At 54.7% G+C, this 25,658-nt stretch carries 28 protein-coding genes; 9 read left to right on the forward strand and 19 right to left on the reverse strand.

The window, feature by feature from the left end:
- Positions 1-117 precede the first annotated feature (117 nt).
- Positions 118-1,494, reverse strand: coding sequence for a glutamine synthetase family protein (locus D8779_RS08515; protein WP_136663979.1), 1,377 nt, complete (start codon positions 1,492-1,494; stop codon positions 118-120).
- A 276-nt stretch (positions 1,495-1,770) separates the two neighbouring features.
- Between D8779_RS08515 and D8779_RS08520 the strand changes: the two genes are divergently transcribed.
- The 8 genes from D8779_RS08520 to D8779_RS08555 all read left to right on the forward strand — a co-directional run bounded on the left by D8779_RS08520 (position 1,771) and on the right by D8779_RS08555 (position 10,800).
- Entirely contained in the window at positions 1,771-2,523 is a 753-nt protein-coding gene (locus D8779_RS08520; protein ID WP_136663980.1) for a gamma-glutamyl-gamma-aminobutyrate hydrolase family protein, read from the forward strand.
- Positions 2,524-2,566: 43 nt separating this feature from the next.
- Positions 2,567-3,925, forward strand: coding sequence for a glutamine synthetase family protein (locus D8779_RS08525; RefSeq protein WP_136663981.1), 1,359 nt, complete (start codon positions 2,567-2,569; stop codon positions 3,923-3,925).
- 92 nt (positions 3,926-4,017) lie between these two features.
- Positions 4,018-5,391, forward strand: a complete 1,374-nt coding sequence (locus D8779_RS08530; protein WP_136663982.1) for an aspartate aminotransferase family protein — start codon at positions 4,018-4,020, stop codon at positions 5,389-5,391.
- A gap of 157 nt (positions 5,392-5,548) precedes the next feature.
- Positions 5,549-6,646: a polyamine ABC transporter substrate-binding protein gene (locus tag D8779_RS08535; RefSeq protein ID WP_136663983.1), complete on the forward strand. Its 1,098-nt coding sequence runs from the start codon at positions 5,549-5,551 to the stop codon at positions 6,644-6,646.
- Positions 6,647-6,713: 67 nt separating this feature from the next.
- Positions 6,714-7,805, forward strand: a complete 1,092-nt coding sequence (locus D8779_RS08540) for a polyamine ABC transporter substrate-binding protein (protein ID WP_136663984.1) — start codon at positions 6,714-6,716, stop codon at positions 7,803-7,805.
- Between the two features lie 54 nt (positions 7,806-7,859).
- Entirely contained in the window at positions 7,860-9,002 is a 1,143-nt protein-coding gene (gene potA, locus D8779_RS08545; protein WP_136663985.1) for a polyamine ABC transporter ATP-binding protein, read from the forward strand.
- Between the two features lie 26 nt (positions 9,003-9,028).
- The gene (locus tag D8779_RS08550; RefSeq protein WP_167376744.1) at positions 9,029-9,910 is read left to right on the forward strand and encodes an ABC transporter permease subunit; all 882 of its coding nucleotides are present in this window, start codon (positions 9,029-9,031) and stop codon (positions 9,908-9,910) included.
- On the forward strand, positions 9,907-10,800 hold the full coding sequence (locus D8779_RS08555; RefSeq protein ID WP_136663986.1) for an ABC transporter permease subunit: 894 nt from the start codon (positions 9,907-9,909) through the stop codon (positions 10,798-10,800). The genes D8779_RS08550 and D8779_RS08555 overlap by 4 nt, the downstream gene beginning before the upstream one ends.
- Positions 10,801-10,976: 176 nt before the next feature.
- Here D8779_RS08555 and D8779_RS08560 read toward each other — a convergent pair whose 3' ends face one another.
- From D8779_RS08560 to D8779_RS08635, 16 genes are all read right to left on the reverse strand, one after another.
- Positions 10,977-11,228 carry a TIGR03643 family protein gene (locus tag D8779_RS08560; protein WP_136663987.1) on the reverse strand — a complete coding sequence of 84 codons (252 nt, stop codon included), beginning with the start codon at positions 11,226-11,228 and terminating at the stop codon, positions 10,977-10,979.
- A gap of 182 nt (positions 11,229-11,410) precedes the next feature.
- The gene (locus D8779_RS08565; protein WP_136663988.1) at positions 11,411-11,854 is read right to left on the reverse strand and encodes an MAPEG family protein; all 444 of its coding nucleotides are present in this window, start codon (positions 11,852-11,854) and stop codon (positions 11,411-11,413) included.
- 115 nt (positions 11,855-11,969) lie between these two features.
- Complete coding sequence (locus D8779_RS08570) at positions 11,970-12,386, reverse strand: GFA family protein (RefSeq protein ID WP_136663989.1); 417 nt, start codon at positions 12,384-12,386, stop codon at positions 11,970-11,972.
- Between the two features lie 96 nt (positions 12,387-12,482).
- Positions 12,483-13,031, reverse strand: a complete 549-nt coding sequence (locus D8779_RS21050; protein ID WP_136664468.1) for a GNAT family N-acetyltransferase — start codon at positions 13,029-13,031, stop codon at positions 12,483-12,485.
- Positions 13,032-13,137: 106 nt separating this feature from the next.
- A complete protein-coding gene (locus tag D8779_RS08580; RefSeq protein ID WP_136663990.1) occupies positions 13,138-13,713 on the reverse strand; it encodes a GIY-YIG nuclease family protein in 576 nt (191 codons plus the stop codon).
- Positions 13,714-13,791: 78 nt separating this feature from the next.
- Positions 13,792-14,340, reverse strand: a complete 549-nt coding sequence (locus tag D8779_RS08585) for a GIY-YIG nuclease family protein (protein ID WP_136663991.1) — start codon at positions 14,338-14,340, stop codon at positions 13,792-13,794.
- A gap of 251 nt (positions 14,341-14,591) precedes the next feature.
- Positions 14,592-14,810, reverse strand: coding sequence for a DUF6500 family protein (locus tag D8779_RS20775; RefSeq protein WP_136663992.1), 219 nt, complete (start codon positions 14,808-14,810; stop codon positions 14,592-14,594).
- An 84-nt stretch (positions 14,811-14,894) separates the two neighbouring features.
- Positions 14,895-15,308, reverse strand: a complete 414-nt coding sequence (locus D8779_RS08595; protein WP_136663993.1) for an ankyrin repeat domain-containing protein — start codon at positions 15,306-15,308, stop codon at positions 14,895-14,897.
- A gap of 73 nt (positions 15,309-15,381) precedes the next feature.
- Entirely contained in the window at positions 15,382-16,026 is a 645-nt protein-coding gene (locus D8779_RS08600) for a hypothetical protein (protein WP_136663994.1), read from the reverse strand.
- 165 nt (positions 16,027-16,191) lie between these two features.
- A complete protein-coding gene (locus tag D8779_RS08605; protein WP_136663995.1) occupies positions 16,192-16,386 on the reverse strand; it encodes a hypothetical protein in 195 nt (64 codons plus the stop codon).
- 105 nt (positions 16,387-16,491) lie between these two features.
- Complete coding sequence (locus tag D8779_RS08610) at positions 16,492-16,752, reverse strand: hypothetical protein (RefSeq protein WP_136663996.1); 261 nt, start codon at positions 16,750-16,752, stop codon at positions 16,492-16,494.
- A gap of 92 nt (positions 16,753-16,844) precedes the next feature.
- Positions 16,845-17,264, reverse strand: coding sequence for a hypothetical protein (locus D8779_RS08615; protein WP_136663997.1), 420 nt, complete (start codon positions 17,262-17,264; stop codon positions 16,845-16,847).
- Positions 17,265-17,351: 87 nt separating this feature from the next.
- Entirely contained in the window at positions 17,352-18,152 is an 801-nt protein-coding gene (locus D8779_RS08620) for a DUF2971 domain-containing protein (RefSeq protein ID WP_136663998.1), read from the reverse strand.
- 130 nt (positions 18,153-18,282) lie between these two features.
- Positions 18,283-19,104 (reverse strand): type I restriction enzyme HsdR N-terminal domain-containing protein, encoded by an 822-nt coding sequence (locus tag D8779_RS08625; protein ID WP_136663999.1) that lies wholly within the window; start codon positions 19,102-19,104, stop codon positions 18,283-18,285.
- A 121-nt stretch (positions 19,105-19,225) separates the two neighbouring features.
- Complete coding sequence (locus D8779_RS08630) at positions 19,226-19,576, reverse strand: hypothetical protein (RefSeq protein WP_136664000.1); 351 nt, start codon at positions 19,574-19,576, stop codon at positions 19,226-19,228.
- Positions 19,577-19,757: 181 nt separating this feature from the next.
- Positions 19,758-22,133: a penicillin acylase family protein gene (locus D8779_RS08635; RefSeq protein ID WP_136664001.1), complete on the reverse strand. Its 2,376-nt coding sequence runs from the start codon at positions 22,131-22,133 to the stop codon at positions 19,758-19,760.
- Positions 22,134-22,247: 114 nt separating this feature from the next.
- On the opposite strand from D8779_RS08635, the gene D8779_RS08640 reads away from it, so the two are divergent.
- Entirely contained in the window at positions 22,248-23,279 is a 1,032-nt protein-coding gene (locus tag D8779_RS08640) for an AraC family transcriptional regulator (protein ID WP_136664002.1), read from the forward strand.
- Here the strand turns inward: D8779_RS08640 and D8779_RS08645 are convergent.
- Together D8779_RS08645 and D8779_RS08650 are read right to left on the reverse strand one after the other, a co-directional pair.
- On the reverse strand, positions 23,269-24,768 hold the full coding sequence (locus tag D8779_RS08645; protein ID WP_167492544.1) for a methyl-accepting chemotaxis protein: 1,500 nt from the start codon (positions 24,766-24,768) through the stop codon (positions 23,269-23,271). The genes D8779_RS08640 and D8779_RS08645 overlap by 11 nt on opposite strands.
- 270 nt (positions 24,769-25,038) lie before the next feature.
- Positions 25,039-25,647: a DUF6436 domain-containing protein gene (locus D8779_RS08650; protein WP_136664003.1), complete on the reverse strand. Its 609-nt coding sequence runs from the start codon at positions 25,645-25,647 to the stop codon at positions 25,039-25,041.
- Between the last annotated feature and the right edge of the window lie 11 nt (positions 25,648-25,658).

Below are 25,658 nucleotides of genomic sequence, written 5' to 3' on the forward strand. Positions count from 1 at the left end.
CGTCAGCAGAAATTCAGGCAATGGCTGCCCGTAATCGCGAAACGTGCGACTGCGGGCAACCAGGGTGTAAATGCCGAATAAAAAACGCCGGCTCGAAGGCCGGCGTTGGGTGGTGCGTTAAACCGTGTGCAAGTACCAGTTGTATTCGAGGTCGGAGATCGAATTTTCGAACTCGGCTAACTCGCTTTCCTTACAGGCCACGAAGATATCGATGTATTTCGGGTCGATATAGCGCGCCAAGACTTCGCTGTCGTCCAACTCACGCAATGCGTCACGTAAGTTGTTCGGCAGGCTTTGCTCGTTCTGCTCGTAGGAGTTGCCTTCTATAGGCGCGCCCGGCTCGATCTTGTTGGTCAGGCCGTGGTGCACGCCGGCCAATACCGCTGAAAGCAGCAGATACGGGTTGGCGTCTGCGCCCGCGACGCGGTGTTCGATGCGTACGGCATCAGCCGAGTCATTTGGAACGCGCAGGGCGACGGTACGGTTGTCGATGCCCCAGCTCGGCGAGTTCGGTACGTAGTACTGCGCACCGAAACGACGGTAAGAGTTGACGTTCGGGCAGAGGAAGGCCATCGATGCCGGCATGGTTTCCAGTACGCCGCCAATGGCATGGCGCAACGCATCGTTCTGCTCAGGGTCTTCGCACGAGAAGATGTTCTTGCCATCTTTATCGAGAATCGAGATGTGCACGTGCAAGCCGTTACCCGCTTGGTTCGGGTAGGGCTTGGCCATGAAGGTGGTGTCCATTTCATGGTCGTAGGCGATGTTCTTCACCAGACGCTTGAGCAGCAGTGCGTAGTCGCAGGCCTTGATCGGGTCGGCGACGTGGTGCAGGTTGACTTCGAACTGCGCTGGCGCGCTTTCCTTGACGATGGCGTCAGCAGGAATTCCCTGCTCTTTAGCGCCTTCAAGAATGTCCTGCAGGCACTCGGCGTATTCGTCGAGGTCGTCAATCAGGTACACCTGAGTCGAGTGCGGGCGTTTGCCTGATAGCGGCGACAGTGGCGGCTGCGGACGGCCGTTCACGTTAGCTTGGTCAATCAGGTAGAACTCCAGCTCGAAAGCTGCACAGATGGTAAGGCCCAGTTCGTCGAACTTCTCAACCACCTGACGCAACACTTCCCGGGGGTCGGCAAAAAACGGCTGGCCTTCCAGTTCGTGCATGGTCATTAACAGTTGCGCGGTCGGGCGCTTCTGCCAAGGCTCATAGCACAGGGTGTTGGGGATGGGATAACAGATACGATCGGCATCACCGATATCCAGGCCCAGGCCGGTGCTTTCCACCGTCGAACCGTTGATATCCAGGGCGAATAGAGAGGCCGGGAGGTTGATTCCGCGTTCGTAAACCTTATGCAGGCTCGCGCGCTCGATACGCTTACCGCGCACCACACCATTCATATCTGCAATTAGAAGGTCGACGAACAAGACCTCTGGGTGTTTCTTAAGGAACGCGTTCGCTTCGTTAAGCTGAACGACACGCGGGGGTACAGACATGATGCAACACCTTTTATGTTAAAAATATCAATCATGCAATTGCACAGGTGTGAGTCAATCTTAAACACCTGATGCTGTCAAGAGAGGCGCATTTTGCCCCAAAAGAGGGCTCGACGGCCAGTTTTAGGGCATTACAGAGCAGTGAGGCCCTGCTGAAACCCTTGCCCGCTGGGCTGCTCAGTCGGGTGTGTTCAATTTTTTACATGGCTATTGTGAAAAAAAATGAACAAGGATAAGCTCGATCGAAACCCATAACAGCAATAAAACGGGTGTCTCATGTCACGCCAGCCGATAATCGGCGTTAGTGCCTGCACCAAGCAGATCGGGCACAACATCTACCACACCGCCGGCGATAAATACCTGCAAGCCATCGCTCAGGTGGTCGGCGGTATGCCAGTGATCATTCCCTCGCTCGGCGAGCAGCTTGATCAAGTCTACCTGCTGCAACAACTGGATGGCCTGGTGTTTACCGGCTCGCCATCGAATGTTGAACCGCACCATTATGCGGGTGACGCCAGCAAGCCTGGCACCGCCCATGATCCGGCGCGTGACAGCACGACCCTTCCTCTGATTAAAGCAGCAATTGCCGCCGGTATCCCGGTGCTGGGTATTTGCCGTGGTTTTCAGGAAATGAACGTAGCCTTTGGTGGCACGTTGCACCAGCAAGTGCACGAGGTCGACGGGCTGATGGATCACCGTGAACCCGCGGACCTGTGCGCAGAACAACAATATGGCCTGCGTCACGCGCTGCATGTGCAGCCGGGCGGGCTGCTCGCCGGCATTGGCATGCCGGACGAGATTCAAGTCAATTCCATTCATGGTCAGGGCGTTCAGCGTCTGGCGCCGGGCCTGCATGTCGAAGCACTGGCGCCTGACGGGTTGATCGAAGCCTTCTCCGTCATCGGAGCCAAAAGCTTCGCATTGGGGGTGCAATGGCACCCCGAATGGCAGGTACGATCCAACCCGAATTATCTCGCCATCTTCCAGGCCTTTGGTGAGGCTTGCAGGAAGACGGCGGGGCAACGCTGAGCCGACTATATATAAGTCGGCTCTCACCAACCCTGAGGTCTCTATGAGCACCAAACTAGACCAGCTTTCGAGCTGGCTGAAAGAACGCAAAATCACCGAAGTTGAATGTCTGATCAGCGATCTTACCGGCATTGCCCGCGGCAAGATTTCGCCGACCAACAAGTTCCTCGACGAGAAGGGCATGCGCCTCCCCGAGAGTGTGCTGCTGCAGACCGTTACCGGCGACTACCTCGAAGACGACATCTATTACGATCTGCTCGACGAGGCGGACATCGACATGTTCTGCCGCCCCGACGAGAACGCCGCGTTCCTGGTGCCCTGGGCCATTGAGCCAACCGCCATGGTGATCCACGACACCTTCGACAAGCAGGGCAACCCGATTGAGTTGTCGCCGCGCAACATCCTTAAAAATATCCTCAAGCTATATGCCAACAAAGGCTGGAAGCCAATCGTTGCGCCGGAGATGGAGTTCTACCTGACCAAGCGCAACAGTGACCCGGATTTTCCGCTGGTGGCGCCCATGGGCCGCTCCGGGCGTCCCGAGGTTGGTCGCCAGTCCTTCTCTATAGATGCTGCCAACGAATTTGATCCGCTGTTTGAAGATGTTTACGACTGGTGTGAAATCCAGGGGCTGGACCTCGACACGCTGATCCACGAAGACGGCCCGGCGCAGATGGAAATCAACTTCCGTCACGGCGAGGCCCTGCACTTGGCCGACCAGATCACCGTGTTCAAGCGCACCATGCGTGAAGCGGCGCTCAAGCACGATGTGGCCGCCACCTTTATGGCCAAGCCGATTACCGATCAGCCCGGTAGCGCCATGCATATTCACCAGAGCGTGGTGGATATCAATACCGGGAAGAACCTGTTCTCCAATGAGGATGGCAGCATGAGCGAATTGTTCATGCATCACATCGGCGGTATGCAGAAATACATCCCTGAGCTGTTGCCGCTGTTTGCGCCCAACGTCAATTCGTTTCGCCGCTTCCTGCCGGATACCTCGGCCCCGGTGAATGTCGAGTGGGGCGAGGAGAATCGTACCGTGGGCCTGCGCGTACCCGAGGCCACGCCGCAGAACCGCCGCGTGGAAAACCGTCTGGCCGGTGCCGATGCCAACCCGTACCTGGTACTGGCGGCCAGCCTGCTGTGCGGCTACATGGGCATGGTCGGCCAGGTTCCTGCCAGCGCGCCGGTTACCGGCCGCGGTTATGAGCGCCGCAACCTGCGCCTGCCCGTGACCATCGAGAGCGCGCTAGAGCGTATGGAAGCCTGCGAGGACGCCAAGGAGTACCTGGGCGAGAAGTTCATGCGTGGCTATGTGGCCGTCAAGCGTGCCGAGCACGAGAACTACAACCGGGTGATCAGCTCCTGGGAACGCGAGTTCCTGCTGCTCTCGGTGTAACCGTCAGCTGGCGGCTGCAGGTGATCCCTGCGCCCGTCAGCATCAAGCATTTATCTGGTCTGCAGGCGCAGGTCAGGCGAACAAGGTGTTGTATGAACAGCCAAGTGATCAACCCGAAAACCCGCGAGTGGCAGGCCATGAGCCGTGAACACCACCTCGCGCCGTTCAGTGATTTCAAACAACTGGCGCAAAACGGGCCGCGCATCATCACTAAGGCCGATGGTGTGTACCTGTGGGACAGCGAGGGCAACAAGATCCTCGATGCCATGGCCGGGCTCTGGTGTGTGGCGATTGGGTATGGGCGCAAGGAACTGGCAGACGCCGCCGCGAAACAGATGCAAGAGTTGCCCTACTACAACATGTTTTTTCAGACGGCCACGCCGCCCGCGCTGGAGTTGGCCAAGGCGATTGCCGAGCTGACCCCGCCAGGCTTGAACCATGTGTTCTTCACCGGCTCAGGCTCGGAAGGCAACGACACCATGTTGCGCATGGTGCGCCATTACTGGGCGATCAAAGGCCAGCCAAACAAGAAAGTGATCATCAGCCGTATCAACGGCTACCACGGTTCCACTGTGGCCGGCGCCAGCCTGGGTGGCATGAAGTACATGCACGAGCAGGGTGACTTGCCGATTCCGGGCATTGTGCACATCCCGCAGCCGTACTGGTTCGGTGAGGGCGGCGACATGAGCCCGGACGAATTTGGTGTCTGGGCGGCCGATCAGTTGGAGCAGAAGATCCTCGAAGTGGGCGAAGACAATGTCGCCGCTTTTATTGCCGAGCCGATCCAGGGCGCAGGCGGCGTGATCATCCCGCCAGACAGTTACTGGCCGCGCATCCGTGAAATCCTCGCCAAGTACGACATTTTGTTTGTCGCTGACGAAGTGATCTGCGGTTTTGGCCGTACCGGTGAATGGTTCGGCAGCGATTATTACGGCAACACCCCGCACATGATGACCATCGCCAAAGGCCTGACCAGCGGCTACATCCCCATGGGTGGGCTGATCGTACGCGACGATATCGTCGAGGTGCTCAATCAGGGTGGCGACTTCAACCACGGCTTTACTTATTCCGGGCATCCAGTGGCCGCCGCGGTGGCCCTGGAGAATCTACGCATTCTGCGTGAAGAAAAGATTGTGGAGCGGGTCAAGGCAGAAACGGCACCGTATTTGCAAAAGCGCTTACGTGAGCTGGCCGATCACCCACTGGTGGGTGAAGTGCGTGGCGTTGGCATGTTGGGCGCCATTGAGTTGGTGCAGGACAAAGCCAGCCGTAAGCGTTTCGCGGGGGATGTGGGCGTAGGCATGATCTGCCGCGGGCACTGCTTTACTAATGGTCTGATCATGCGCGCCGTAGGCGACACCCTGATTATTTCGCCGCCGCTGGTGATCAGCCATGCAGAGATTGATGAGTTGCTGGATAAGGCCCGTAAATGCCTCGACCTGACTGCTGCAGAGGTATTGGCGTAAAGGTTAATAACCTTTGTTTTCAGGTGTTTATGCCTGAATGTTGTCAACAGAAGGTGACCTTGCCAGACTGCGCCACTGCGTAGGTCAGGCTCACCGGAAGGTGCTGCAGAGGGCTGCGCATCTTCCGGAAACGACTACAACAACAGGAGCTGTACGCATGAAAATATTCGGCAAAACCCTTCTCGCGTTGTCCCTTGCTGGGGCTGTGGTGAGTGCCGCACACGCGGATGAAAAAGTCCTACACGTTTACAACTGGTCCGACTACATCGCAGAAGACACCATCGACAACTTCCAGAAAGAAACCGGCATCAAGGTCGTCTACGACGTCTTTGACAGCAACGAAACCCTGGAAGCTAAGCTGCTGGCCGGTAGCTCGGGCTACGACATCGTGGTGCCATCCAACCCATTCCTGGCAAAGCAGATCAAGGCCGGCGTGTACCAGAAGCTGGATATGTCGAAACTGCCGAATTGGAAAAACCTCGATAAAAACCTGCTCAAGGCTTTGGACCCGAGTGATCCGGGTAACCAGTATTCGATTCCCTACATGTGGGGCACCATCGGCATCGGTTACAACGTCGACAAGGTCAAAGCCGCCTTGGGCGAGAACGCCCCGGTTAACTCTTGGGACCTGGTGTTCAAGCCGGAAAACATTGCCAAGCTCAAAGGCTGTGGCGTGACCTTTCTTGACTCTCCGACCGAAATTCTCCCGGCAGCTCTCAACTACCTGGGCTTCAAGCCGGACAGCACCGACAAAGACGAGTTGAAGCAAGCTGAAGCGCTGTTTCTCACCATCCGCCCTCACGTGCGCTACTTCCACAGCTCCAAGTACATTGGCGACCTGGCCAACGGCAATATCTGCGTCGCCATCGGCTATTCGGGTGACCTGTATCAGTCCAAGGCCCGTGCCGAGGACGCTAAAAACAGCGTAAACATTTCCTACAAAATCCCTAAAGAAGGCGCGGGTAGTTTTTTCGACATGCTGGCCATCCCGGCTGATGCGAAAAACGTCGAAGCCGCTCACGTGTTCCTCAACTACCTGATGCAGCCCGAGGTGATGGCCAGCATCACCAACTTCGTCCAGTTCCCGAATGGCAACGCCGCCGCCACGCCGCTGGTGGATGACGTGTTGCGTAACGATCCGGGTGTCTACCCTGACGCTGCAACCATGGCCAAGATCTACACCTTCCCGGATCTGCCGGCCAAGGTACAGCGCACCATGACCCGCAGCTGGACCACGATCAAATCAGGCCAGTAATGCCATAGCCCTAAACGGTATGCGGTGGGTTTGCCCACCGCACTCGCCTATAAAAAAGGACATCACTATGCGTCGTACTCCTCTTCTGACAGGCCTGCTGGCCGCTGCCGTCAGCGTATCCGCCGTGCAAGCCGCCGAGCCTGTGGTCAAGGTCTACAACTGGTCTGATTACATTGGTGAAACCACCTTAGCGGACTTCCAGAGCGCTACGGGTATCAAAGCCCTGTATGACGTCTTTGATAGCAACGAAACCCTAGAAGGCAAACTGCTGGCGGGCCGTTCCGGCTACGACATCGTGGTGCCGTCCAACCATTTCCTCGGCAAGCAGATTAAGGCGGGCGCATTCCAGAAGCTCGACCGTAACCAGCTGCCGAACTGGGACAACCTCGACCCGTTGCTGCTCAAGCAGCTGCAAGTCAATGACCCTGATAATCAGTACTCGGTGCCCTATCTGTGGGGTACCAACGGTATCGGCTACAACGTAGCCAAGATCAAAGAAGTGCTGGGCGTCGACAAGATCGATTCCTGGGCCATGGTCTACGAGCCTGAGAACATGAAGAAGCTCGCTGAGTGTGGCGTCAGTTTCCTCGACTCGGCCGACGAGATGCTCCCCAGCATGCTCAACTACATGGGACTCGACCCCAATAGCCATGACGCACAAGCCATCGCCAAGGCGGAAGCCAAGCTGCTGGCTGTACGGCCTTACGTGCGCTATTTCCACAGCTCCAAATACATCGGTGATCTGGCTAACGGCAACATCTGCGTAGCGGTTGGTTTCTCGGGTGACATTCTGCAGGCCGCTGATCGCGCCGAAGAGGCGGGTAAAGGCATCGAGATTGCCTACAGCATCCCGAAAGAAGGCGCCAACCTGTGGTTCGACATGATGGCCATTCCGGCCGATGCCGGTAATCCGAAAGAGGCGCATGCCTTTATCAATTATTTGCTCGACCCCGCCGCGATTGCGGTGGTCAGTGATTACGTCGGCTACGCCAACCCCAATACCAAAGCGGGCGCACTGATGGATCAAGATGTACGCAATGACGAGTCGGTGTACCCACCGCAGGATGTACTCGACAAGCTGTATATCTCGGCGGAACTGCCAGTGAAAGTACAGCGATTGATGACGCGTAGCTGGACCAAGATTAAGTCCGGCCAATAATTATAAAAAGCCCAGCCAATGTGGCTGGGCGCTACCGTTGTGGGAGTGTTGGGAATGGCAGTTGCTTCCAGTGCCTATAAGAAAGTCCTAGAAGGCGATCAACAACCGAAAGAGGTGTTGGTCAAGATCGAGCGTGTGTCAAAGAAATTTGATGAAACCCTGGCCGTTGATGATGTGTCACTGACCATCAACAAAGGGGAGATTTTTGCCCTGTTGGGGGGGTCCGGCTCAGGCAAGTCGACACTGCTGCGCATGCTCGCCGGTTTTGAGCGGCCCACCGAAGGACGCATCTTCCTTGATGGGGAAGACATTACCGATCTGCCGCCGTACGAGCGGCCGATCAATATGATGTTCCAGTCCTATGCGCTGTTTCCACACATGAGCGTGGCCGAGAACATTGCTTTCGGCCTCAAGCAGGACAAGATGCCCAAAGCGGAAATCAGCGCCCGCGTCGAAGAAATGCTCAAGCTGGTGCACATGACCCAGTACGCCAGGCGCAAACCGCACCAGCTTTCCGGCGGTCAGCGTCAGCGTGTGGCCCTTGCCCGCTCCTTGGCCAAGCGCCCCAAGTTACTGCTACTCGACGAGCCTATGGGTGCTCTGGACAAGAAGCTGCGTTCGCAAATGCAGCTTGAGCTTGTCGAGATCATCGAGCGCGTCGGGGTGACCTGCGTCATGGTGACCCACGATCAGGAAGAGGCCATGACCATGGCCCAGCGCATTGCCATCATGCACCTGGGCTGGATCGCCCAGATCGGCAGCCCGGTGGATATCTATGAAACGCCGACCAGCCGCCTGGTCTGCGAGTTCATCGGCAACGTCAACCTGTTCGACGGCCAGGTGGTCGAGGACATGGAAGGCCATGCCTTGATCGACAGCCCCGACCTTGAAAACAACATCTATGTCGGCCACGGGGTTAACACCTCGGTGCAGGACAAGAGCATCACCTACGCCATTCGCCCGGAAAAAATGCTGTTTACCACCGAGCAGCCCAGCTGCCAGTACAACTGGTCGCGCGGCATCGTGCACGACATTGCCTACCTGGGCGGTCACTCGGTGTTCTACGTGCAACTGCCGAGCGGCAAGATCGTCCAGTCATTTGTAGCCAACGCCGAACGGCGCGGCGCACGACCTACCTGGGACGACGAAGTCTACGTCTGGTGGGAGGACGACAGCGGGGTGACCTTACGCTCATGAATATCAGCCGAAGCATTAGCCGCCGCATGCCCAAGGGCCGGCACCTGGTAATTGGGGTGCCCTTCCTTTGGCTGTTCCTGTTCTTCCTGTTGCCCTTCATCATCGTCATGAAGATCAGCTTTGCCGAAGCCGATGTCGCCATCCCGCCCTACACCGAGGTGTTCAGCTGGGTGGACAACACCTTCACCTTGATCGTTAACCTGAGTAATTACATCTTCCTCAGTGAGGATGCGCTCTACCTCGCGGCTTACTTGGGGTCACTGAAAATAGCCGCAATCAGCACGCTGTTGTGCCTGCTGATTGGCTTTCCCATGGCCTATGCCATTGCACGGGCCGACAAGGCCAAGCAGATGGTGCTGTTGCTGCTGATCATGATGCCGACTTGGACGGCGATTCTGATCCGCGTATATGCCTGGATGGGTATCCTCAGCAACAACGGTCTGCTTAATAGCTTCCTGATGTGGCTGGGGGTGATCAGCGATCCGTTGCAGATCCTCAACACCAACCTGGCAGTGTACATCGGTATTGTTTACTCGTACCTGCCGTTTATGGTACTGCCGCTTTTCGCTAACCTGGTCAAGCATGACCAGAGCTTGCTGGAAGCCGCTGCAGACTTGGGTTCGAGCACTTACAACAGCTTCTGGCGCATCACCGTGCCGCTGGCTAAGGGCGGCATCATCACCGGCTGCATGCTGGTGTTTATCCCGGTGGTCGGCGAGTTCGTGATTCCTGAACTGCTTGGTGGCCCGGAAACCCTGATGATCGGCAAGGTGCTGTGGCAGGAGTTCTTCAACAACCGCGATTGGCCGGTAGCATCCGCCCTGGCGGTGGTCATGCTGGCGATTCTGATCATTCCGATCATTCTGTTTAACCGTCATCAAGCTAAAGAAATGGAGGGCCGGCCATGAAGCGTTTCAGTTTCTCCAACTTTATGTTGTGGGCCGGTTTTGCATTCATCTACCTGCCGATGCTGATTCTGGTGATCTACTCGTTCAACGGCTCGCGGTTGGTGACGGTTTGGGGTGGCTGGTCGGTGAAGTGGTACGTCGGCCTGCTTGATAACACCCAGCTGATGAACTCGGTGATGCGCTCGCTGGAAATCGCCTGCTACACCGCGATTGCCGCCGTAGCGCTCGGCACCATGGCCGCCTTCGTGCTGACCCGCGTCACCCGCTTCAAGGGTCGCACGCTGTTCGGTGGCCTGGTCACCGCACCGTTGGTTATGCCCGAGGTGATCACCGGTCTGTCGCTGCTGTTGTTGTTTGTGGCGATGGCCCAGTTGATCGGCTGGCCGGCTGAGCGCGGCATCATGACTATCTGGATTGCCCACACCACCTTCTGTTCGGCCTATGTGGCCGTGGTGGTGTCGTCACGCTTGCGCGAGTTGGACCTGTCCATCGAAGAAGCGGCCATGGACCTGGGCGCGAAACCCTGGAAGGTGTTCTTCTTGATCACCATCCCGATGATCGCTCCGTCTCTAGCTGCAGGCGCGATGATGTCCTTCGCCTTGTCGCTGGACGATCTGGTGCTCGCTAGCTTCGTCTCCGGGCCTGGTTCGACCACCTTGCCGATGGAGGTCTTCTCCGCCGTACGTCTGGGCGTGAAGCCGGAAATCAACGCGGTCGCCAGCTTGATCCTGTTGTCGGTGTCTTTTGCGACCTTCCTGGTATGGTTCTTCGCTCACCGCGCCGAAGAAAAGCGCAAGAAGGCTCTGCAAGAAGCGATGGATGAAACCACCGGTGCCGCGCTACAGAGCGGTCCTGACAGCCGTCGTGACCCCTCTCAGGTGCATGCCTGATCGGACTGCGCGGTAACGTAAAAGGGCCACAGCTGTGGCCCTTTTTTATGGTTGTAGGCGTTTCATGCTGTTGCGTCGGTCAACGCCCTGGATATCGGCGGCACGCTCTATATGCGGTGCCAGCAGGGAGCTTGTGTGGCTTTCAATAAGCCTCAATGCACCAGGCGGAGCACTATCTAGCGTTGTTTATATTGCGTGGGGCAATACGCCCGGCCAACCTGCGGATCACGTAGCTGCAAATGCTTGGTCTGCCGACCGCTCACGCGCTCGCGCCATAGCTTAAAGCTGCTCGGCTTGAGGCTGCGCCGCATCACAGTAATAACCTCGCCCTCATTCAGGCCAAACTGCGCTTGAATGGCTTCGAAGGGCGTCCGATCTTCCCAAGCCATCTCAATAACCCGTGATAGCTCGCTTTCTGACTGCACCATCTTGCACCTCACACGGCTGAAGGCTCTGGCGCTGATGCTGATGCTAGAGCCGTATTAGGACGCGAGCCACAGGCTGAAAATGCGTTGCCGCGTGTCCACACACGAGTTTGACCCTTGAACTGTTCGTTATGCGGAGTCTGCCGTGGGGTTCACTAAGATAGTGGGCCTACGTCCGCTGCACGTTAGCCAATACCGTGAATATCCCAAAGGGCGACAGCTGCAAGGTAAGTTAATGCAAATAGAGGGATGTTCGATAAAGCAAATAACAAAAACCTGATCTCGATTTTGTTTACGAGCGCCTGCACAAAACTGTGCACGATGCGCAATACGACGTACACCCACGCGAACAGCAGACCAGCCTGAGATTCAACACCCAATAAAGCAAGCGAGGCGGCAAGCGCATAGAAGAGGGTTGGCTGTTCTAACAAGTGGTTGTAGTTATCCGCCTTCCAGCGTACCTGCGCTGGCAGCAAAGACATTTGCTCTCCTCGCGGAGCATTCGAGTCAGGCTTCATTCTTGCGGCACGCATAGCCGGAAGTCGCGTGGCGTACATCCACAGCCACATCACCAGTGTCCATGCAATCAACGCGACCATCGGAGCAACGAACTGCACAGATACTGTCATGACCATCTCCATATCGTTGAGAGACTTTATGATGCATATGCTTAGTAACAGGGCGAGATTCTAGCCCGGTCGAGCGAACGCAGCGACTGATTTGAGTGCCTTGTTATATGTGAACTCACATTTTTTCTGCGAAATGAGCCATTATTTCGGCTGTTGTCATTTCTTTTGTTTTGTTTGAAAAGCAATAGTAACTTGGCCGCATATCACTAAAGTACTGCATGTCCATTTCCAGGTCGTTCAAGTTTGGAAACATACCGGCTGGCATGTTGTATTCGCCGCTTTCTTTAAATTTAAAAAATAAATGAGTTCCGCACTCTATACAAAATCCGCGAGATGCCCACGCAGATGACTCATACGTTTTAACTTTATCACTTCCTTCAATTTGTACTTTAGTGCCGCACTTAACTGCAAAAAATGGGGCGCCACCCCAGGTTCTGCATGATTGGCAATGGCATACTGTAAATTTAGGATTAACTTCTTCTGCGGTAATTTTTACAGCGCCACAAAGGCAGTTTGTTTTTGAATGGGTCATTTTGACTGCGCCTTATTGGATGAGCATATAGTTTTCAAATTAAGGGGCGGGCTTTAGCCCGTCCCAGTGAGCGAAGTGTGCGGTCTGAACCACTAGTTAGGTGCCGCCGACGCGGTGATGCTCGAAGCGCATGGAGTCGGGCTCCAGGCCTGCGCCTGCGGGCAAAAAACCACAGCGAGATAGAACCCCTATCGATGCTGGATTTTCGATTCGCGTGTGTGCAACAAGCAAGCTAACCTCCTCGAATGACAGTGCATGAGTCACCAACAATCTGACCATTTCACTCGCATATCCACGATTTTGCCACTCTGGAAGAACGGAGTAGCCAATCTCAACAGTGCCTGTACTGTCTGGCGGACCATGGTATCCCGCAGCCCCAATAAGGGTCCGAGAACCCTCGGGTGTCTCTGAACCCAGGGCGTACCAGCCATACCAGCCCTCAGCGCTTTCACCACCTTCCTCTAGTCGAGCCAGAAAGAACTCCATGGCATCTCTGTCATATTCGCCAGATGGCCAAGAAGATGAAATTTTCGCATCCAGCAGAGTGCAAAGTTGATCTGGAGCTTCAAGCTCTGTACGTATATGCGTGGCCGTTGAGGCGACAAGAAGAAGGCGGGTAGATGCAATTGATTTTAAAATGTTCAGATATCCATGGGTGTTGGTTTGGTGGCGTCTAACGTTTAAGCTAAGGGGCTGGCTTTAGCCAGTCCCAGTGAGCGAAGCGAACGATTTGAGCGCATTGTTAGGCGAACTATTCACCTGTTGCAATATGCTTTCGGTTGGCTGTTCGTGTTAAGCGACCTTCCTTCATTAGCAAACCAATAATGCTGTAGCTCAGATAGTCTTTTGAGCCACCACCATAGTCTGACTGTAGGCCAAGATATTTTGCGGCATCCGAGTTTGAAATGCCGTGCGGGTTTGCCTTGGCTAGCTCCATTACGGCGGACTTCATAAGCTCAAGCGCCATTTGAGCTTTTTCATAACACCCGTCAGGGATGTTTGCTTTTATTTTTTGGCTAATGTTCTCTGTGTTAGGACGAACTTTATTTGTTAATAATCCACCCTGAGAACGAATTCCGAACGCTGAAATTAACTCGGCTTCAATTTTTAAAGCTTGCTGCTCCGTTAAGTTATCAGCAATTGTTGTGTGTATTACCTCATGTCCCGACGCTTTTATCTTTTGAATTACCGAGCTTTTTTCTGAATCGTCAATTTTTGTATGATGTTCCCAAGCTCGATTACCCGTCCCTTTACCAATATAGAAAGGCTTAGATGGCTTTTCTGTTGGGTCTTTAAGTGCATAAACGTAGAACGGATTTTGGGCCATGCTGGTTTGCCTAACGTTTGGTTAAGGGGCGGGCTTTAGCCCGTCCCAGCGAGCGGAGCGAGCGATTTGAACCAATTGTTATGCTTGGATTACTTCGTCTTTTTCGCGATTTCTAGCTGTTGCCACGTCACACCAACTCTGAAAAAGCTCAAATGCTCTTTCACCCCCCATTCCAGTCATGGCCTCTAACGTCCACTCATTGTTGGGGTCTAGAAAACCATGTGCCCAATCGACGCCTTTGATAAACATCGAGTGATCTGCATCTGCTGCGAAGGGCCAGGACACCTGAATGACGCCTGATACTGCAAATATAACTCCAAGAAGAAATCCTTGAACCTCTCCATTCCAATCAAACCACTCTCCAGTTCGCCTATGCTGTACTAGGCTCTGATGCAGAGTTTCTTCCGCTGCTTTCCCTAAAAGCTTTGAATAGAAAATTAAATGCAATTTGCTTGGAGAGCCTGTACGTAAATTCGACAAGCGATTCAGAGGTGTCTTGGAAATTCCTATTTTTACAGAGTTCGGCTCACCACAATAAATTAAATAAAGGCCCTCTACTGCGTCTTCGCTTACAGAGTATCCAGTTTGCGGGCCGAACAGAATCCACTCTTTATTGAAATTTTCCACGTTAGTATTTCTTTCTAGGTTGCATAACGTTCAGGTTAAGGGGCGGGCTTTAGCCCGTCCCGAGTGAGCGAAGCGAACGACTTGAACCGCTTGTTAGGCTCGCGCTTGAGCCGAACGCTGTAAACGGAAGCAGCACGATAGCCAACATTGTTTTTGATTTTAAGTGCTGCCTCATGTGGTTCCTTCGCTTTGCCTCTTGGCCTTTGGAGCGCCTCAGCGCCAGCGTGATGGTCTTGTTCTAGCTGAATGCATCAGAGTTCAGATTCAACCATTAGCTTTATTTTTGTAGCTTTCTCGAAGTGATCCAGTTTGTGGGTTTTTATCCACCATGTTGCAGCCTCCATAAGAAGCTCTGGATCATCATTTTTGTTTGCGAAGAACGCGTAAAAAGAAACTCCAACCGACTCACCTTTGGACAGTATTTTTTTCGCACATACGCTGACAATTTTCTCTCTTAGATCTTGTCGCATGAATCTGAACTGCCCTATACCTAACGTTTGGTTAAGGGGCGGGCTTTAGCCCGTCCCAGTGAGCGCAGCGAACGATTTGAACCACTAGTTAGAAGCCAGGAACGCAGCAATTTCGGGCCTTTCGTGCTTTTTTGCTATGTCGTATGCGGTATTGCCCTGAGCATCCTTTGCTTCTTTTTCTGCGCCTGCCTTGAGCAGTAATTTTACAGACTTGAGGTCTGACCTTGCAGCCCAGTGGAGCGGTGTCATGTTGTTTGTATTCTTTGCTTTTATATCGTGACGGGCACCAACTGATAGCAAGAAAAGAACGGTACTTGAATGCCCCCAAGCAGCTGCACCATGCAATGGAGTTTCACCTGCAGCATCAATATGGTTTACGTCTGCTCCTTTTCTAACTAGGCGGCGGGCTTTGCGAAGGTTACCCGCCCAAGCAATGGCATGAAGCTCTGTTTCTGCTCCGCCATCCATTGCATTGCCAGGCTCAAATTTCTTATTCATGGCTTCTAACGTTTGGTTAAGGGGGGGGCTTTAGCCCGTCCCAGTGAGCGAAGCGAGCGATTTGAACCAGTTGTTAGATGCCACCGCAGAATACCTCCTCCCAGTCATCCATGAGGCAGTTGCTATCTAGCGCTTTACCCTGCCAGTTGCCTGTTTTTAGCAGTCCAGTAACTGCCATATGTTGGATAGAATTTGTGTAGGCACCAGAGTTGTTTAGCTTTGTACCCCAGGGTCTCTGACAATATCCCCAAAGAACTGGATTGGTTACATTGCAAACTGTGCTCGTAATTGGTTGTTCTTTATGAAATTTCTCAGCCCTGAGCGCCATTACGATAACGGAGCCAAATGTTAGCTCAGTGTCACTGGAGTGGGCGCGGTTATTCATTGCCATGAAGAAATCAGGAGGGACACCCTCTTTTTCACACTGGCCCAGTGATGGTGCCCAGATTTGTGTATCAATAAATATTTTGTCTTCGGCGTCGCTGTGGCACCATTTTTGGTGTGATTTCTCATTCCACCCAATGCGGCCGAATTTAACTTGGTTTTTTCCGTTTGCTTCGAGTTGCTGCGACCTGACCGAAGTGTTTCCACGGCAGCTTGTAATGATTTTGTTGAAGGGCTCTGTAATGGAAAGCCACTTTTTATGGTTCCATATAGGCTGCTCTTCCGCGCGCGGTAGAAAAAACCATAGATGATAATTGTGGTCACAGTAGTTCATGAGTGGCTTCTAACGTTCAGGTTAAGGGGCGGGCTTTAGCCCGTCCCAGCGAGCGAAGCGAGTGATTTGAACCGCTTGTTAGGCTCGCGCTTGAGCCGAGCGCTGTAAGCGGAAACAGCACGGTAGCTGGCAATGCTTTTGCTTTTAAGTGCTGTGCCTGATCTTTCATGCTGTTTGTGCCGTTTCATGTGCTTTTTCTGCTTGGCGATTTTTGAGCGCCTCAGCGCCAGCGCGATTCCATGGCCGGTGTGCCGGATATTGTTGAACCAGGATTGTTTGGCCCGCCCGCGATTTCAAATACCCAAGATTCTTTTCATGAGAAATACACGGTTTTGAACTATTGAATCCGCGATTTTCCATGCGAGCACATTCCTTTGCTTTGTATGCCTAACGTTTGGTTAAGGGGCGGGCTTTAGCCCGTCCCAGTGAGCGTAGCGAACGGTTTGAACCACTTGTTAGGCAGCACTATTGATCACGCTCGAAACGTTTGTTGAATAGTTCATTTGTATATTCTGGTGCTAGGTCTTTGTCATCAATACTCTTGCAAGTTTTGATGACTTCAATGCAGTCGGGGCAGGTGATCTGGCCTTGTCCCTCTTCTATTCCATCGGCGTCTGGGTGAATAGCTGTGCTGCAAAAAGCAAAACCCTCGACGCCATAACCATGAATTCGTAGCCAAGAGATGCCATGCATATTGGTAACACGTTCGATGAGGGTGTGAGCCATGTGTTGTGCTGCCTAACGTTTGGTTAAGGGGCGGGCTTTAGCCCGTCCCAGTGAGCGAAGCGAACGATTTAAACCACTTGTTAGGCAGTGCATTATTCGAATTGAAATTTTGATTTCCAACTTAAATTATTATTTATAAATAGACTTAAAATCTCAATCATTTCGTTTGTGCTTTCAGGAGGCAAATTGGTGACTAATTCTATGTTTTCAGAACGATTGCGATAACTTGCAGAGAGGCCGTCAATTCCATTGAGAGAACCACCGACCTCCATTGTTTGCCCAGGGTGCAGCGTGCAAATTACTTGATAAAAGCCGCTCTGCCAATCTAAAGAGAGAATGGTATCTCTTATTGAATTATCGGATATCTCATTGGTTGATAGCTCAATGCTAGAACCGTAATCATATATGACATGTATGCCTACAGTCAGCTCATGTGGTTCGGGATCAATGCTTCCAAATTTCCTTATTTTATTTCCGCCGGCAGACAAAATAAAATTAATCAACCAATTCATGTTTGTTCCAGCCTCATGCCTAACGTTTGGTTAAGGGGCGGGCTTTAGCCCGTCCCAGTGAGCGAAGTGAACGATTTGAGCGCATTGTTATGTGACTCGCCCACGACGTTTGGCCTCTAGATAGCTGGTATAAGTGAACTCTTCAAATATCACTTCGAACCTTTCCTGGCTTCGATTGCCACGCCAAAATCTAACATTTTGATTCTGGCCGGCAAGTATTAAGCAGACTATCTCTAACGAATTGCTGTCGATGTCTGGCCAGAAATATACCGATTCTAATGCGTCAGCTTCATATGTATATAAAGTGCCTGCTTGCTCGTGCATGCACCGCCATTCTTTTTCGTACTCCCAAGACTTTGATTTTGTGCAAAATAAGTCAAGCATCTCATCAAAGTTGTCATTTAGTAGTGCCTTAATTGCGTTAATTTTAGGCATTGTCCGTGTGTACTTAACTTTGACCATTTTGCTAAATGGTTCAAACTTTGTTGAAAAGGCAAGACAAAACCCTTTGTATTTGCCACCATAATGCGACCACATTAGAAGGTCATCGTTACATTCCGAAAAACAGCTAACCCCTCTGGTTTTTAAAAAATCCCTAGCATGGCTTTCAAGTATTTTATGGGTGGAACGTACGACTATATCGCGTAATTTATCGTGGCCGGTTTCCGCAAACTGCTTTTTAACATTCTCAGGAACGCTATTACTATTCTGGTATTCCGATTTTAAAGTGTCTAACTCTTCATCTGTCGGAATAGCTATGCCCGCACTTAAAGCACAGTCGTAGGGGTCGTTAAATCCAAGTGGGGAACCGAAATATATCGATTGTGCCTTGAGATTTTTCAAGCTTTGCGCAGAAAAACTTTCGTACTTATAAATAATTTCTGGCATCAGGATTAGTCACATAACGTTTGGTTAAGGGGCGGGCTTTAGCCCGTCCCAGTGAGCGCAGCGAACGATTTGAACCATTTGTTAGATGTACATCCTGTACACATTAACCGGCCGATTTATGAAGAGTGCGTTAACTAGTTTCTTCAGTAGTGGCGAATTTGGCTTGATAGTAGTTTGTCAGCGCCTCTTTGGACGCTCGGGAATAAAGCTCGCCAAAACATAAAGATAGGGATTCTCTTTCGCATGAAAATATTGGTGAGAGCTGGCCAATTCGCCCTCGTGAAATATGAAATAGCTGAACAATTTTGCTATCGGTTATCAAGAAAAAATCGCATTGAGTCCAGAGGCAATAGCTTTTTGCTTGGTTGTGTGCATTTAGAAGTTCTTGCTGCTTAAGTAGACGCCCTTCTTTTTTTGCCTCAACCGTTAACAATGGTTGGTTTTTTAATGAGTCGTCACTGTTGTTGAATAGAGCGAAGTCTATGACAAGAGTTGTATTCCGTGAACCATGGGCTGCGGGAACAGGCATGCCATCGTACCTATCATCCTCCGCATAACCAAGGCGAGTTAGCAGCGGAATGATAAACTTTGTTTCAACTTCTTTTTCTGTTCGGAGCTCTAGCTCTGAAACTCTATCGAACCAGCCATCAGCATTCCATGTTGATAATGCAGATGGCGCTGGTTGATCTGGAAGTGTATTGCAGGACAAATATATCCAGTCCTGTTGTGATATTTCCCAGCGCTCTCCGAACCTAACAATTGGAGGGTTTATTGATAGTCCTTCACAAGTTAGCAATTCTGTAATTTTTGCAGTGTTGGTGTCTGATCTTTTCTCTACGCCAAACTTAGTTAGTAATGTACGTAATTTTAGACGCTTTGATCCTGTAGATGATTTCTCTACATCGCATTTAATCGCTTTGGCAATGCTTTCATCTGATTGTGTTAAGGACATACGCAGTCTCAAATAAAGGGGGCATCTAACTATTAATTGTACGACATGGCCATATGTAGGCTTATATCCACTGGTGGCAATAAGTATCCACATCTGGCTATCGCGTATCCATATCTGACCATCACGGTGTGATGATCCGTTCTTCTAGCCCCAGCGCTACCACCGCGGTGTAAGGCACTAACCAGGCCTTTTGTGCGGGCTGCCATGTGCCGCCGGCCTGTTTAACTGCCAGCTGCAGGTCTTTTTCGTGGTAGAGGATGCGCAGGGCTACGCTGGCCGGGTGGTGTGTCACCGGCTGGGCGTGAAGGCTGGGTAGTTTGGGTTTACGTTCGACGATCAGTTCGACTGTGGTGTAGCTGATCTGCCGCTCCGCATCGAGGCGGTAGCGCACGGCAACTAGGTCTTCGCCGTAGCGCTCGACAAAGCGTTTGGTGCCGTTTTTTCCTGGCTTGAGACTTTTTACAACATCCATATTGTGCCCCGCTGGGTGGCCGTGTCCTGCTGGCAGTCTGCCTGTATCCAGTGGGTGGCTCAAGCTTTGGTGCGAGCGAAGGCATTGCGCTCCTCGCGGTGTCGGTTGCTTAGTTTGCGGGGGCGTTGAGATCCTGCAGCCGGCGATTATCGCCGGCTGTTGTTGGCATTCGGCGATGCGTTTAGGGGCGCAGTATCAACTGGCTGCGGCTGTTGGCTTTGATCGCAAGTGCATCCAGGTGCATCGGCACGTACTCACCCCGCATATAGCCTTCTGCCTGATCTTTATAGTGCGCATCGAACAGCACGCCGCTCTGACCCACAGGGTTGATGCCCAGTGCGGTAGTCGCGTCGGCCAGGTCAATCAGGCGCCGGGTAGACGGGCCGTAGACCACTGACCAGGGTGCTGGGCCGACCGGTTGCGAGAGGTTGTTCGGCGTTTCATGGCCGCCCGGTGCGGCGAAGGGGCCGACGTTGAACAGCCTATCCAGCGGCTTCTGCTGGCCCAGCGGGTGGCTGTGGGTGAGGGTGTGGGCGCTGCCCCAAGCCCATTGCGTGGCGTCGTCACCCAGTGTGCTGCGCAGGTGAGCGAGGCTGGCCTGCCAGGCCGCTTTGACGGTATCGCTGCGGCTTTCCACGGCGTCGCTGCCGCGCTTGTCCCACCACGGCGAGTTGGCGTCGGCGGCTAGGCGCGGCAAGGCGCTGTCGAGCACGCGGGTTTGTAGCAGGTTGGCGAAGAAGGCTTCGCTCATCTCGTCGGCCATGGTCTCAAACGTCAGCTGATATACCAGCTGGTTGAACAGCGTGGCGGCGGTGGCGTCGAGGTTGTGTTGGCCATCCCAGCTGAGCAGTTGTTCGACCAATGCTTTTTCTTCTGCATCCCCCGCTGCGGCGCGCAGGTCGGCGGCCAGCGGTGTGAGTAGGCGCTGCGGATAACCGGTGCCTGGCTCCAACTGCAATGCCTGGCTGTTGCTCAAATCCCATTTCACGCTGCTGTCGCTGAGGCGCTCATTGAGGCGCTGACCACGGTCAGGCAAGTTGTAGTAACCGGGAATCTCCATGCCAGTCGGCGACACGGGCTGGTAGTTGGCCGAGATGATATAGCCGCGGGCCGGGTTCTCTTCCTGCGGGTTGGCGCTGAATGGGAAGTAGCCGTCTTTTTCCGCCTCGCCGTTGCTGCCGTCGAGGATAAAACTCGGGTTGACCCCGGCCGGGCGGCGCGGCAGTTTCGCCGCAGCCCACCATCCGATATCGCCTGTGGCATTGGCCCAGATGATGTTCAATCCCGGCGCCTCAATGTTTTCCACTGCGTTACGGGCTTTATCCAGAGTGTCGGCGCGGTTGAGTTGGTAGAAGCCGTCGAGGATCGGATTGTCTGTTTCCAGAAACGCCCACCACATGGCAATCGGTGTGCTGCCGGCCGTTGCGCCCAGGGCGCTGTTGATGATCGGGCCGTGCGGCGAGCGGCGGATGGTCAGGCTGACCGCTGCGGCGTCCTTGACGCTGATCTGTTCGACGCGGCTTTGCAGCTCGACCCACTGGCCGCGGTACCAGACCTGGTTGGGGTTGGCCGGGTTGGTTTTCTCGACAATCAGGTCGAGGTCGTCGTTCTGGAACATGGTCAGGCTCCAGGCGAACGCTTGGTTATGCCCCAGCGACGCCACCGGGTTAAGTGCCTGATGGTGACCGTACAGGCTGAAACCGGGGTAGCTCAGGTTAGCTTCGTACCACACTGACGGTACGGCGAAGCGGATATGCGGGTCGCCGGCCAGCAGTGGTTTACCGCTGGCGGTGCGGCTACCGGACACGGCCCAAGCGTTGCTGCCCTCGAACTGCGGTAAACCGGCATCCTCCAGAGCGGCGAGGCTCAGCTTGGCGATGGCGTTTAGGTCCTGCCAGTCGCCAGCGGCGAGGTGCTGCCCGACAGCGCCTTGCGGCTGCCAGTCGAGGTCGAAGACCTTGAGGTAATCGGCGCCCAGTTGATCGCGAATATGCGTCAGCACCGGCTCGTTGCGGAACGCGGCAGCGAAGCTGTAGGCCATGTAGCCGGCGACGCTGAGCGTGTCGGCGGTGGTGAAGGGGCGCTTGTCGGTGCCCAGTACATCGAACTCGATGGGTGCTGGGTGGTTGGCCTGGTACTGGTTGACGCCATCCAGGTAGGCCAGCAGTGCTTTGCTCGCCGGGGCGCTCATGTCCATCTTCGCCGCGTAGCGGTCGGCATGTTCGCGAATACCCAAGGTGCGGAACAGGCGGTCGGTGTCGATGAGCTTGCTGCCGAGAATCTCCGCCAGTTCGCCACGCGCCAGGCGGCGCAGGATTTCCATTTGGAACAAACGATCCTGGGCATGCACATAACCCAGTGCGCGGTACATATCAGCCTCGTTCTGCGCCTGAATATGCGGCACGCCGCGCTCGTCGTAATCCACCGTGACCGGCGCCTGCAGTGCGCTCAGGCTCAGCTCGCCCGCGCGTTGCGGCTGCTTGCTGTCGATATACCAGTAAGCGCCGGCGGCAGTGGCGGCGACTATTAGCGCAAGGACGGTCAGGGTGCGTTTCATCGGTGTTCCTTGTTATAGGTTTTATCGGCGCGGCTATTGTGCGGGCGGATTACAGTGCCGGCATTGACCAAATGCGGCAGGAGTGAAAGTCTTTGGTCAATCAAAGGAAGGACTATGAATCACGACCCGCATAACAGCATCGCCAGTGCACTGACCCATTCCTCGACTTTGCGCCGCCTGCTGTACGAGGCGCTGGCCGAGCTGGGTCTGGACCCGACCGATACCTACCGCCGTGCGTATCAGGGCGTGGCGTTGGCGCCACCGCTGTTCAATGCCCGTGAGGACCACGACAACGCCCCGCGCTTCTGGCAGGCGCTGGCAGGCATCAGTGGTGATGTGGATATTGGCTTGCACTTGGGCGAAACCATGCAGCCCAGGCCGCTGGATGTGGTCGGTTATTTGCTGCTGGCCAGTCGCGATCTGGGCCAGGCGCTGGAGAGTTTTGTGCGGTTTCAGCACATTCTCTCTGGTGGCTTTGCCGCGCGCTTGGAGTCGGACGGCGAGCAGGCGCGGCTTATTTTCGACCTCAACTACCGTGGTGTCGGCTCGCTGCGTCAGCAGATGGAGTGCCTGGCGCTGCTGTTGCAGAAGATGCTGGCGAGCATCAACAACGACGGGCGTTTCCGACTGTCCGGGCTGGACTTCCGCCACCCCGTGCCACGCCGCCTGAGTGAGCATCGCCGTTTGTTCGGTCTGCTACCGCGCTTTGCCCAGGCGCATGACGCGTTGATCTTTCCGCGCGCCTGGCTCAGTCGGCCATCACGCAGCGCCAACCCGCGCTTGTTCGCGGTGCTCTGGGCGCAGGCCGAACTGGAGCTGGCCGAGTTGGAGGAAAACCAGCTGCTCAACCGCGTGCGCTACTGGCTGGAGGTCAATTTAGGGGTGCAGCTGTGCGACTTGCCCAGTTGCGCCACGGCGCTCGGCTATAGCGTAAACGGGCTGCAGCGGGCGCTGGCCGAACAGCAACAGAGCTTTCGCCAACTCCACGATGAAGTGCGCCGCCTGCGCGCCCAGGCCTTGCTCAGTAACGGCCTGGCCATCCGCGAGGTGGCACGCGCCTGCGGTTTTGCCGAGCTGTCGCCGTTCTACCGCGCCTTCCGCCGCTGGCAGGGCGACACGCCGCAGGGCTATCGCACTAGCGGCTAACGCGAAAGCGCCGGCTCAAGCGGCCGAGCCGTTCGGCCAGCTGATTGAGCTGCTGGCCATCATGGCTAAGCTTTTGCGCATCGCTGAGGTTCTGCTCGGCAACGTGCTGCACGCTATGCAGGTGTTGGCTGACTTCTGCGCTGGTGGCGGCTTGCTCGTGGGTAGCGGCGGCGATCAGCTCGTTCATTTGGGTGATGGCGCTGATGTCCTGCGCCACGGCACCGAGCAGTTCGGCCGTGACCTGACTGTCTTTTACGCAACTGCGCACACTGTCGCGGCTTTCCTGCATGGCCGCAGCGGCTTGACGGCTGCCCTGTTGTAAGCGACTGATGATCTGCTGGATCTCGGCCGTAGACAGCGCAGTTTTCTGCGCCAGATTGCGCACCTCGTCGGCCACCACGGCGAAGCCTCGACCTTGATCGCCGGCGCGGGCGGCTTCAATGGCGGCGTTGAGCGCCAGTAGATTGGTCTGTTCGGCAATCGAGCGGATCACCTCCAATACCTTGCCGATTTGCTCGGACTGATTGGCCAGTGCTTGCACTTCAGCGTCTGTTGCATCGATCTGTGTGGCCAGTTTGCCGATCTCACTGCGCACATGGTTGACCGAGCGGCTGCCTTCGGCCGCCTGCTGGTTAGCCGTCTGTGCCGCTGTTGCCGCGCCATCGGCATGCCCGGCCACTTCATCAATGGCGCGGCTCATCTGCTGCATGGCTGAACTCATGTAACTGATCTCACCTTGCTGCTGGTCGGCGCCGGTGCGCAGTTGACCCGTGGCTTGGGCCAGGTTGTCGCCCATCTGCTGGAGACCTTGGGTGTCTTTGATGACCTCGCCCACCAACTCATCGAGGGTATCGAGAAAGCGGTTAAAGCCTTGACTGACTTTACCCTGCGCGGTGCTGCGGTAACTCAGGTCAACTTCATCATCATTCTCGGTAAGCTTTTCGGCGGCCTGCATCAACGCCGCGCCCTCAACAGCTTCGGCATGAGTTTGCAGAGCCAGGTAGATAAGAATCGCGCTTTCCACCACCACGTAAGACGCGTGCAAGAAAATGATTGGCCAGTTGCCATTTTTCACCACAAACACCTCAGTGCCTTGCGACTGCAGGGCGAAAAAACTGAGGTGGTGCACAGCGATAACAGCGGCGGCCACCACAATGGGTAACCAGTCGCGGTAATAAACCAGAAATGCCAGCAACACGAAGATGCCGAAGTGCATTTCCAGCATGCCGCCGCTCTGGTTGATATGCAGCGCCGACATCACCATAAAGGCGGCCCCCATGGCGCAGCGCAGCAGGCGTTGGCCGTGGATTAACTGGCTAAGCACGCTCATCACCACGGCTGTGCCGCCGCCGACTAGCAAGGCTTGAGCCCAGGTGCCATGCCAGGCGGCGAGGCCGAGCGAATAAAGGGCCATAAGCCAGAGCACGCCCAGCATGATGCTGTCCGCTTTACGGTAATGCTGTTCGAGAGGAGAAAGGGGGCTAGGCATATACGGGAGACCCTGAAAATGGTGACGCGGCGGTTTAAATGTGGCGATCATCCTTGGGGCTAAGCTTTATCGCTGTGAAAGTTGTACATCTTACATCGCTTGTACAGTTTTTTGTGTGGGTACTCCAGGTTTCGTTGTGAGTGCCGACAGCCGGTGGCCGCCGTGCCGCTAAGCCATCGGCATTTATCTTAGTTCAGGCGTTGTGGTTATAAGAGGCGACAAGCAGGTATTGACCGTGTTGGTTGCGCGCGACTTTGATGGGCCAAATGCTCAGGGCTTCTGCCAGTCGCAGAAGCAGCCCACGGCGAGGGTGTTGCTGGCATTTACCGGGCGGCCTGCAATCAGAGCGTCGAGAATCGGCTCGATAAAACTGTTGCTCGAGGTGCAGGTCGCGCCTTCGCTGTACGGGCCGAAGTAGGCCAACTGACCTGCGCGGTCCCACACAGCCACCGCCGGGCTGGCGGGAATTTGCTCGCTGCCGAGCAGTGCGGTGAGCGGTTGCAAGGCGCTCAAGGTGCTGGGCAACTGGCCCGTGCTGCCAGGTTTTTGCACGGAGTAAAAGGTCACGTCCTGAGGGCCGAAGCGTTCGATTAAATCAGCCAGGTGCTGCTGGTTACCGATATTGCACGGGCAGGCGGGGTCCCAGAAGTGCACCAGGCGGATCGGCCCAAGGCCGGCCAGCTCATCCGGCAGGCGCAGTTGTTCGCCATAGAACAGCGCCGTTTGCTCGCTGAAACTGCGTAGGTAGCGCGCTTCGTACCACCAGTAGGCGGCGAGCATGGCGGCGGCCCAGAGCAGAATCAGCAGGCTGGCGAGTAGGGTCTTGTGCGTGGATCGAGTCATGGGCAGCCTTCGGCAAACAGGCGCGCAGCTTGCCATGACTGGCGCGA

It is taken from the genome of Pseudomonas leptonychotis, assembly GCF_004920405.1.
GTDB classification, from domain to species: Bacteria; Pseudomonadota; Gammaproteobacteria; order Pseudomonadales; family Pseudomonadaceae; genus Aquipseudomonas; species Aquipseudomonas leptonychotis.

Excerpts from the sequence above, each read along its gene's own strand:
- D8779_RS08515 (WP_136663979.1), bottom strand. The coding sequence starts at position 1,494 with ATGTCTGTACCCCCGCGTGTCGTTCAGCTTAACGAAGCGAACGCGTTC.
- D8779_RS08520 (WP_136663980.1), top strand. The coding sequence starts at position 1,771 with ATGTCACGCCAGCCGATAATCGGCGTTAGTGCCTGCACCAAGCAGATC.
- D8779_RS08525 (WP_136663981.1), top strand. The coding sequence starts at position 2,567 with ATGAGCACCAAACTAGACCAGCTTTCGAGCTGGCTGAAAGAACGCAAA.
- D8779_RS08530 (WP_136663982.1), top strand. The coding sequence starts at position 4,018 with ATGAACAGCCAAGTGATCAACCCGAAAACCCGCGAGTGGCAGGCCATG.
- D8779_RS08535 (WP_136663983.1), top strand. The coding sequence starts at position 5,549 with ATGAAAATATTCGGCAAAACCCTTCTCGCGTTGTCCCTTGCTGGGGCT.
- D8779_RS08540 (WP_136663984.1), top strand. The coding sequence starts at position 6,714 with ATGCGTCGTACTCCTCTTCTGACAGGCCTGCTGGCCGCTGCCGTCAGC.
- potA (WP_136663985.1), top strand. The coding sequence starts at position 7,860 with ATGGCAGTTGCTTCCAGTGCCTATAAGAAAGTCCTAGAAGGCGATCAA.
- D8779_RS08550 (WP_167376744.1), top strand. The coding sequence starts at position 9,029 with ATGCCCAAGGGCCGGCACCTGGTAATTGGGGTGCCCTTCCTTTGGCTG.
- D8779_RS08555 (WP_136663986.1), top strand. The coding sequence starts at position 9,907 with ATGAAGCGTTTCAGTTTCTCCAACTTTATGTTGTGGGCCGGTTTTGCA.
- D8779_RS08560 (WP_136663987.1), bottom strand. The coding sequence starts at position 11,228 with ATGGTGCAGTCAGAAAGCGAGCTATCACGGGTTATTGAGATGGCTTGG.
- D8779_RS08565 (WP_136663988.1), bottom strand. The coding sequence starts at position 11,854 with ATGACAGTATCTGTGCAGTTCGTTGCTCCGATGGTCGCGTTGATTGCA.
- D8779_RS08570 (WP_136663989.1), bottom strand. The coding sequence starts at position 12,386 with ATGACCCATTCAAAAACAAACTGCCTTTGTGGCGCTGTAAAAATTACC.
- D8779_RS08580 (WP_136663990.1), bottom strand. The coding sequence starts at position 13,713 with ATGGCCCAAAATCCGTTCTACGTTTATGCACTTAAAGACCCAACAGAA.
- D8779_RS20775 (WP_136663992.1), bottom strand. The coding sequence starts at position 14,810 with ATGCGACAAGATCTAAGAGAGAAAATTGTCAGCGTATGTGCGAAAAAA.
- D8779_RS08595 (WP_136663993.1), bottom strand. The coding sequence starts at position 15,308 with ATGAATAAGAAATTTGAGCCTGGCAATGCAATGGATGGCGGAGCAGAA.
- D8779_RS08600 (WP_136663994.1), bottom strand. The coding sequence starts at position 16,026 with ATGAACTACTGTGACCACAATTATCATCTATGGTTTTTTCTACCGCGC.
- D8779_RS08605 (WP_136663995.1), bottom strand. The coding sequence starts at position 16,386 with ATGGAAAATCGCGGATTCAATAGTTCAAAACCGTGTATTTCTCATGAA.
- D8779_RS08610 (WP_136663996.1), bottom strand. The coding sequence starts at position 16,752 with ATGGCTCACACCCTCATCGAACGTGTTACCAATATGCATGGCATCTCT.
- D8779_RS08615 (WP_136663997.1), bottom strand. The coding sequence starts at position 17,264 with ATGAATTGGTTGATTAATTTTATTTTGTCTGCCGGCGGAAATAAAATA.
- D8779_RS08620 (WP_136663998.1), bottom strand. The coding sequence starts at position 18,152 with ATGCCAGAAATTATTTATAAGTACGAAAGTTTTTCTGCGCAAAGCTTG.
- D8779_RS08625 (WP_136663999.1), bottom strand. The coding sequence starts at position 19,104 with ATGTCCTTAACACAATCAGATGAAAGCATTGCCAAAGCGATTAAATGC.
- D8779_RS08630 (WP_136664000.1), bottom strand. The coding sequence starts at position 19,576 with ATGGATGTTGTAAAAAGTCTCAAGCCAGGAAAAAACGGCACCAAACGC.
- D8779_RS08635 (WP_136664001.1), bottom strand. The coding sequence starts at position 22,133 with ATGAAACGCACCCTGACCGTCCTTGCGCTAATAGTCGCCGCCACTGCC.
- D8779_RS08640 (WP_136664002.1), top strand. The coding sequence starts at position 22,248 with ATGAATCACGACCCGCATAACAGCATCGCCAGTGCACTGACCCATTCC.
- D8779_RS08645 (WP_167492544.1), bottom strand. The coding sequence starts at position 24,768 with ATGCCTAGCCCCCTTTCTCCTCTCGAACAGCATTACCGTAAAGCGGAC.
- D8779_RS08650 (WP_136664003.1), bottom strand. The coding sequence starts at position 25,647 with ATGGCAAGCTGCGCGCCTGTTTGCCGAAGGCTGCCCATGACTCGATCC.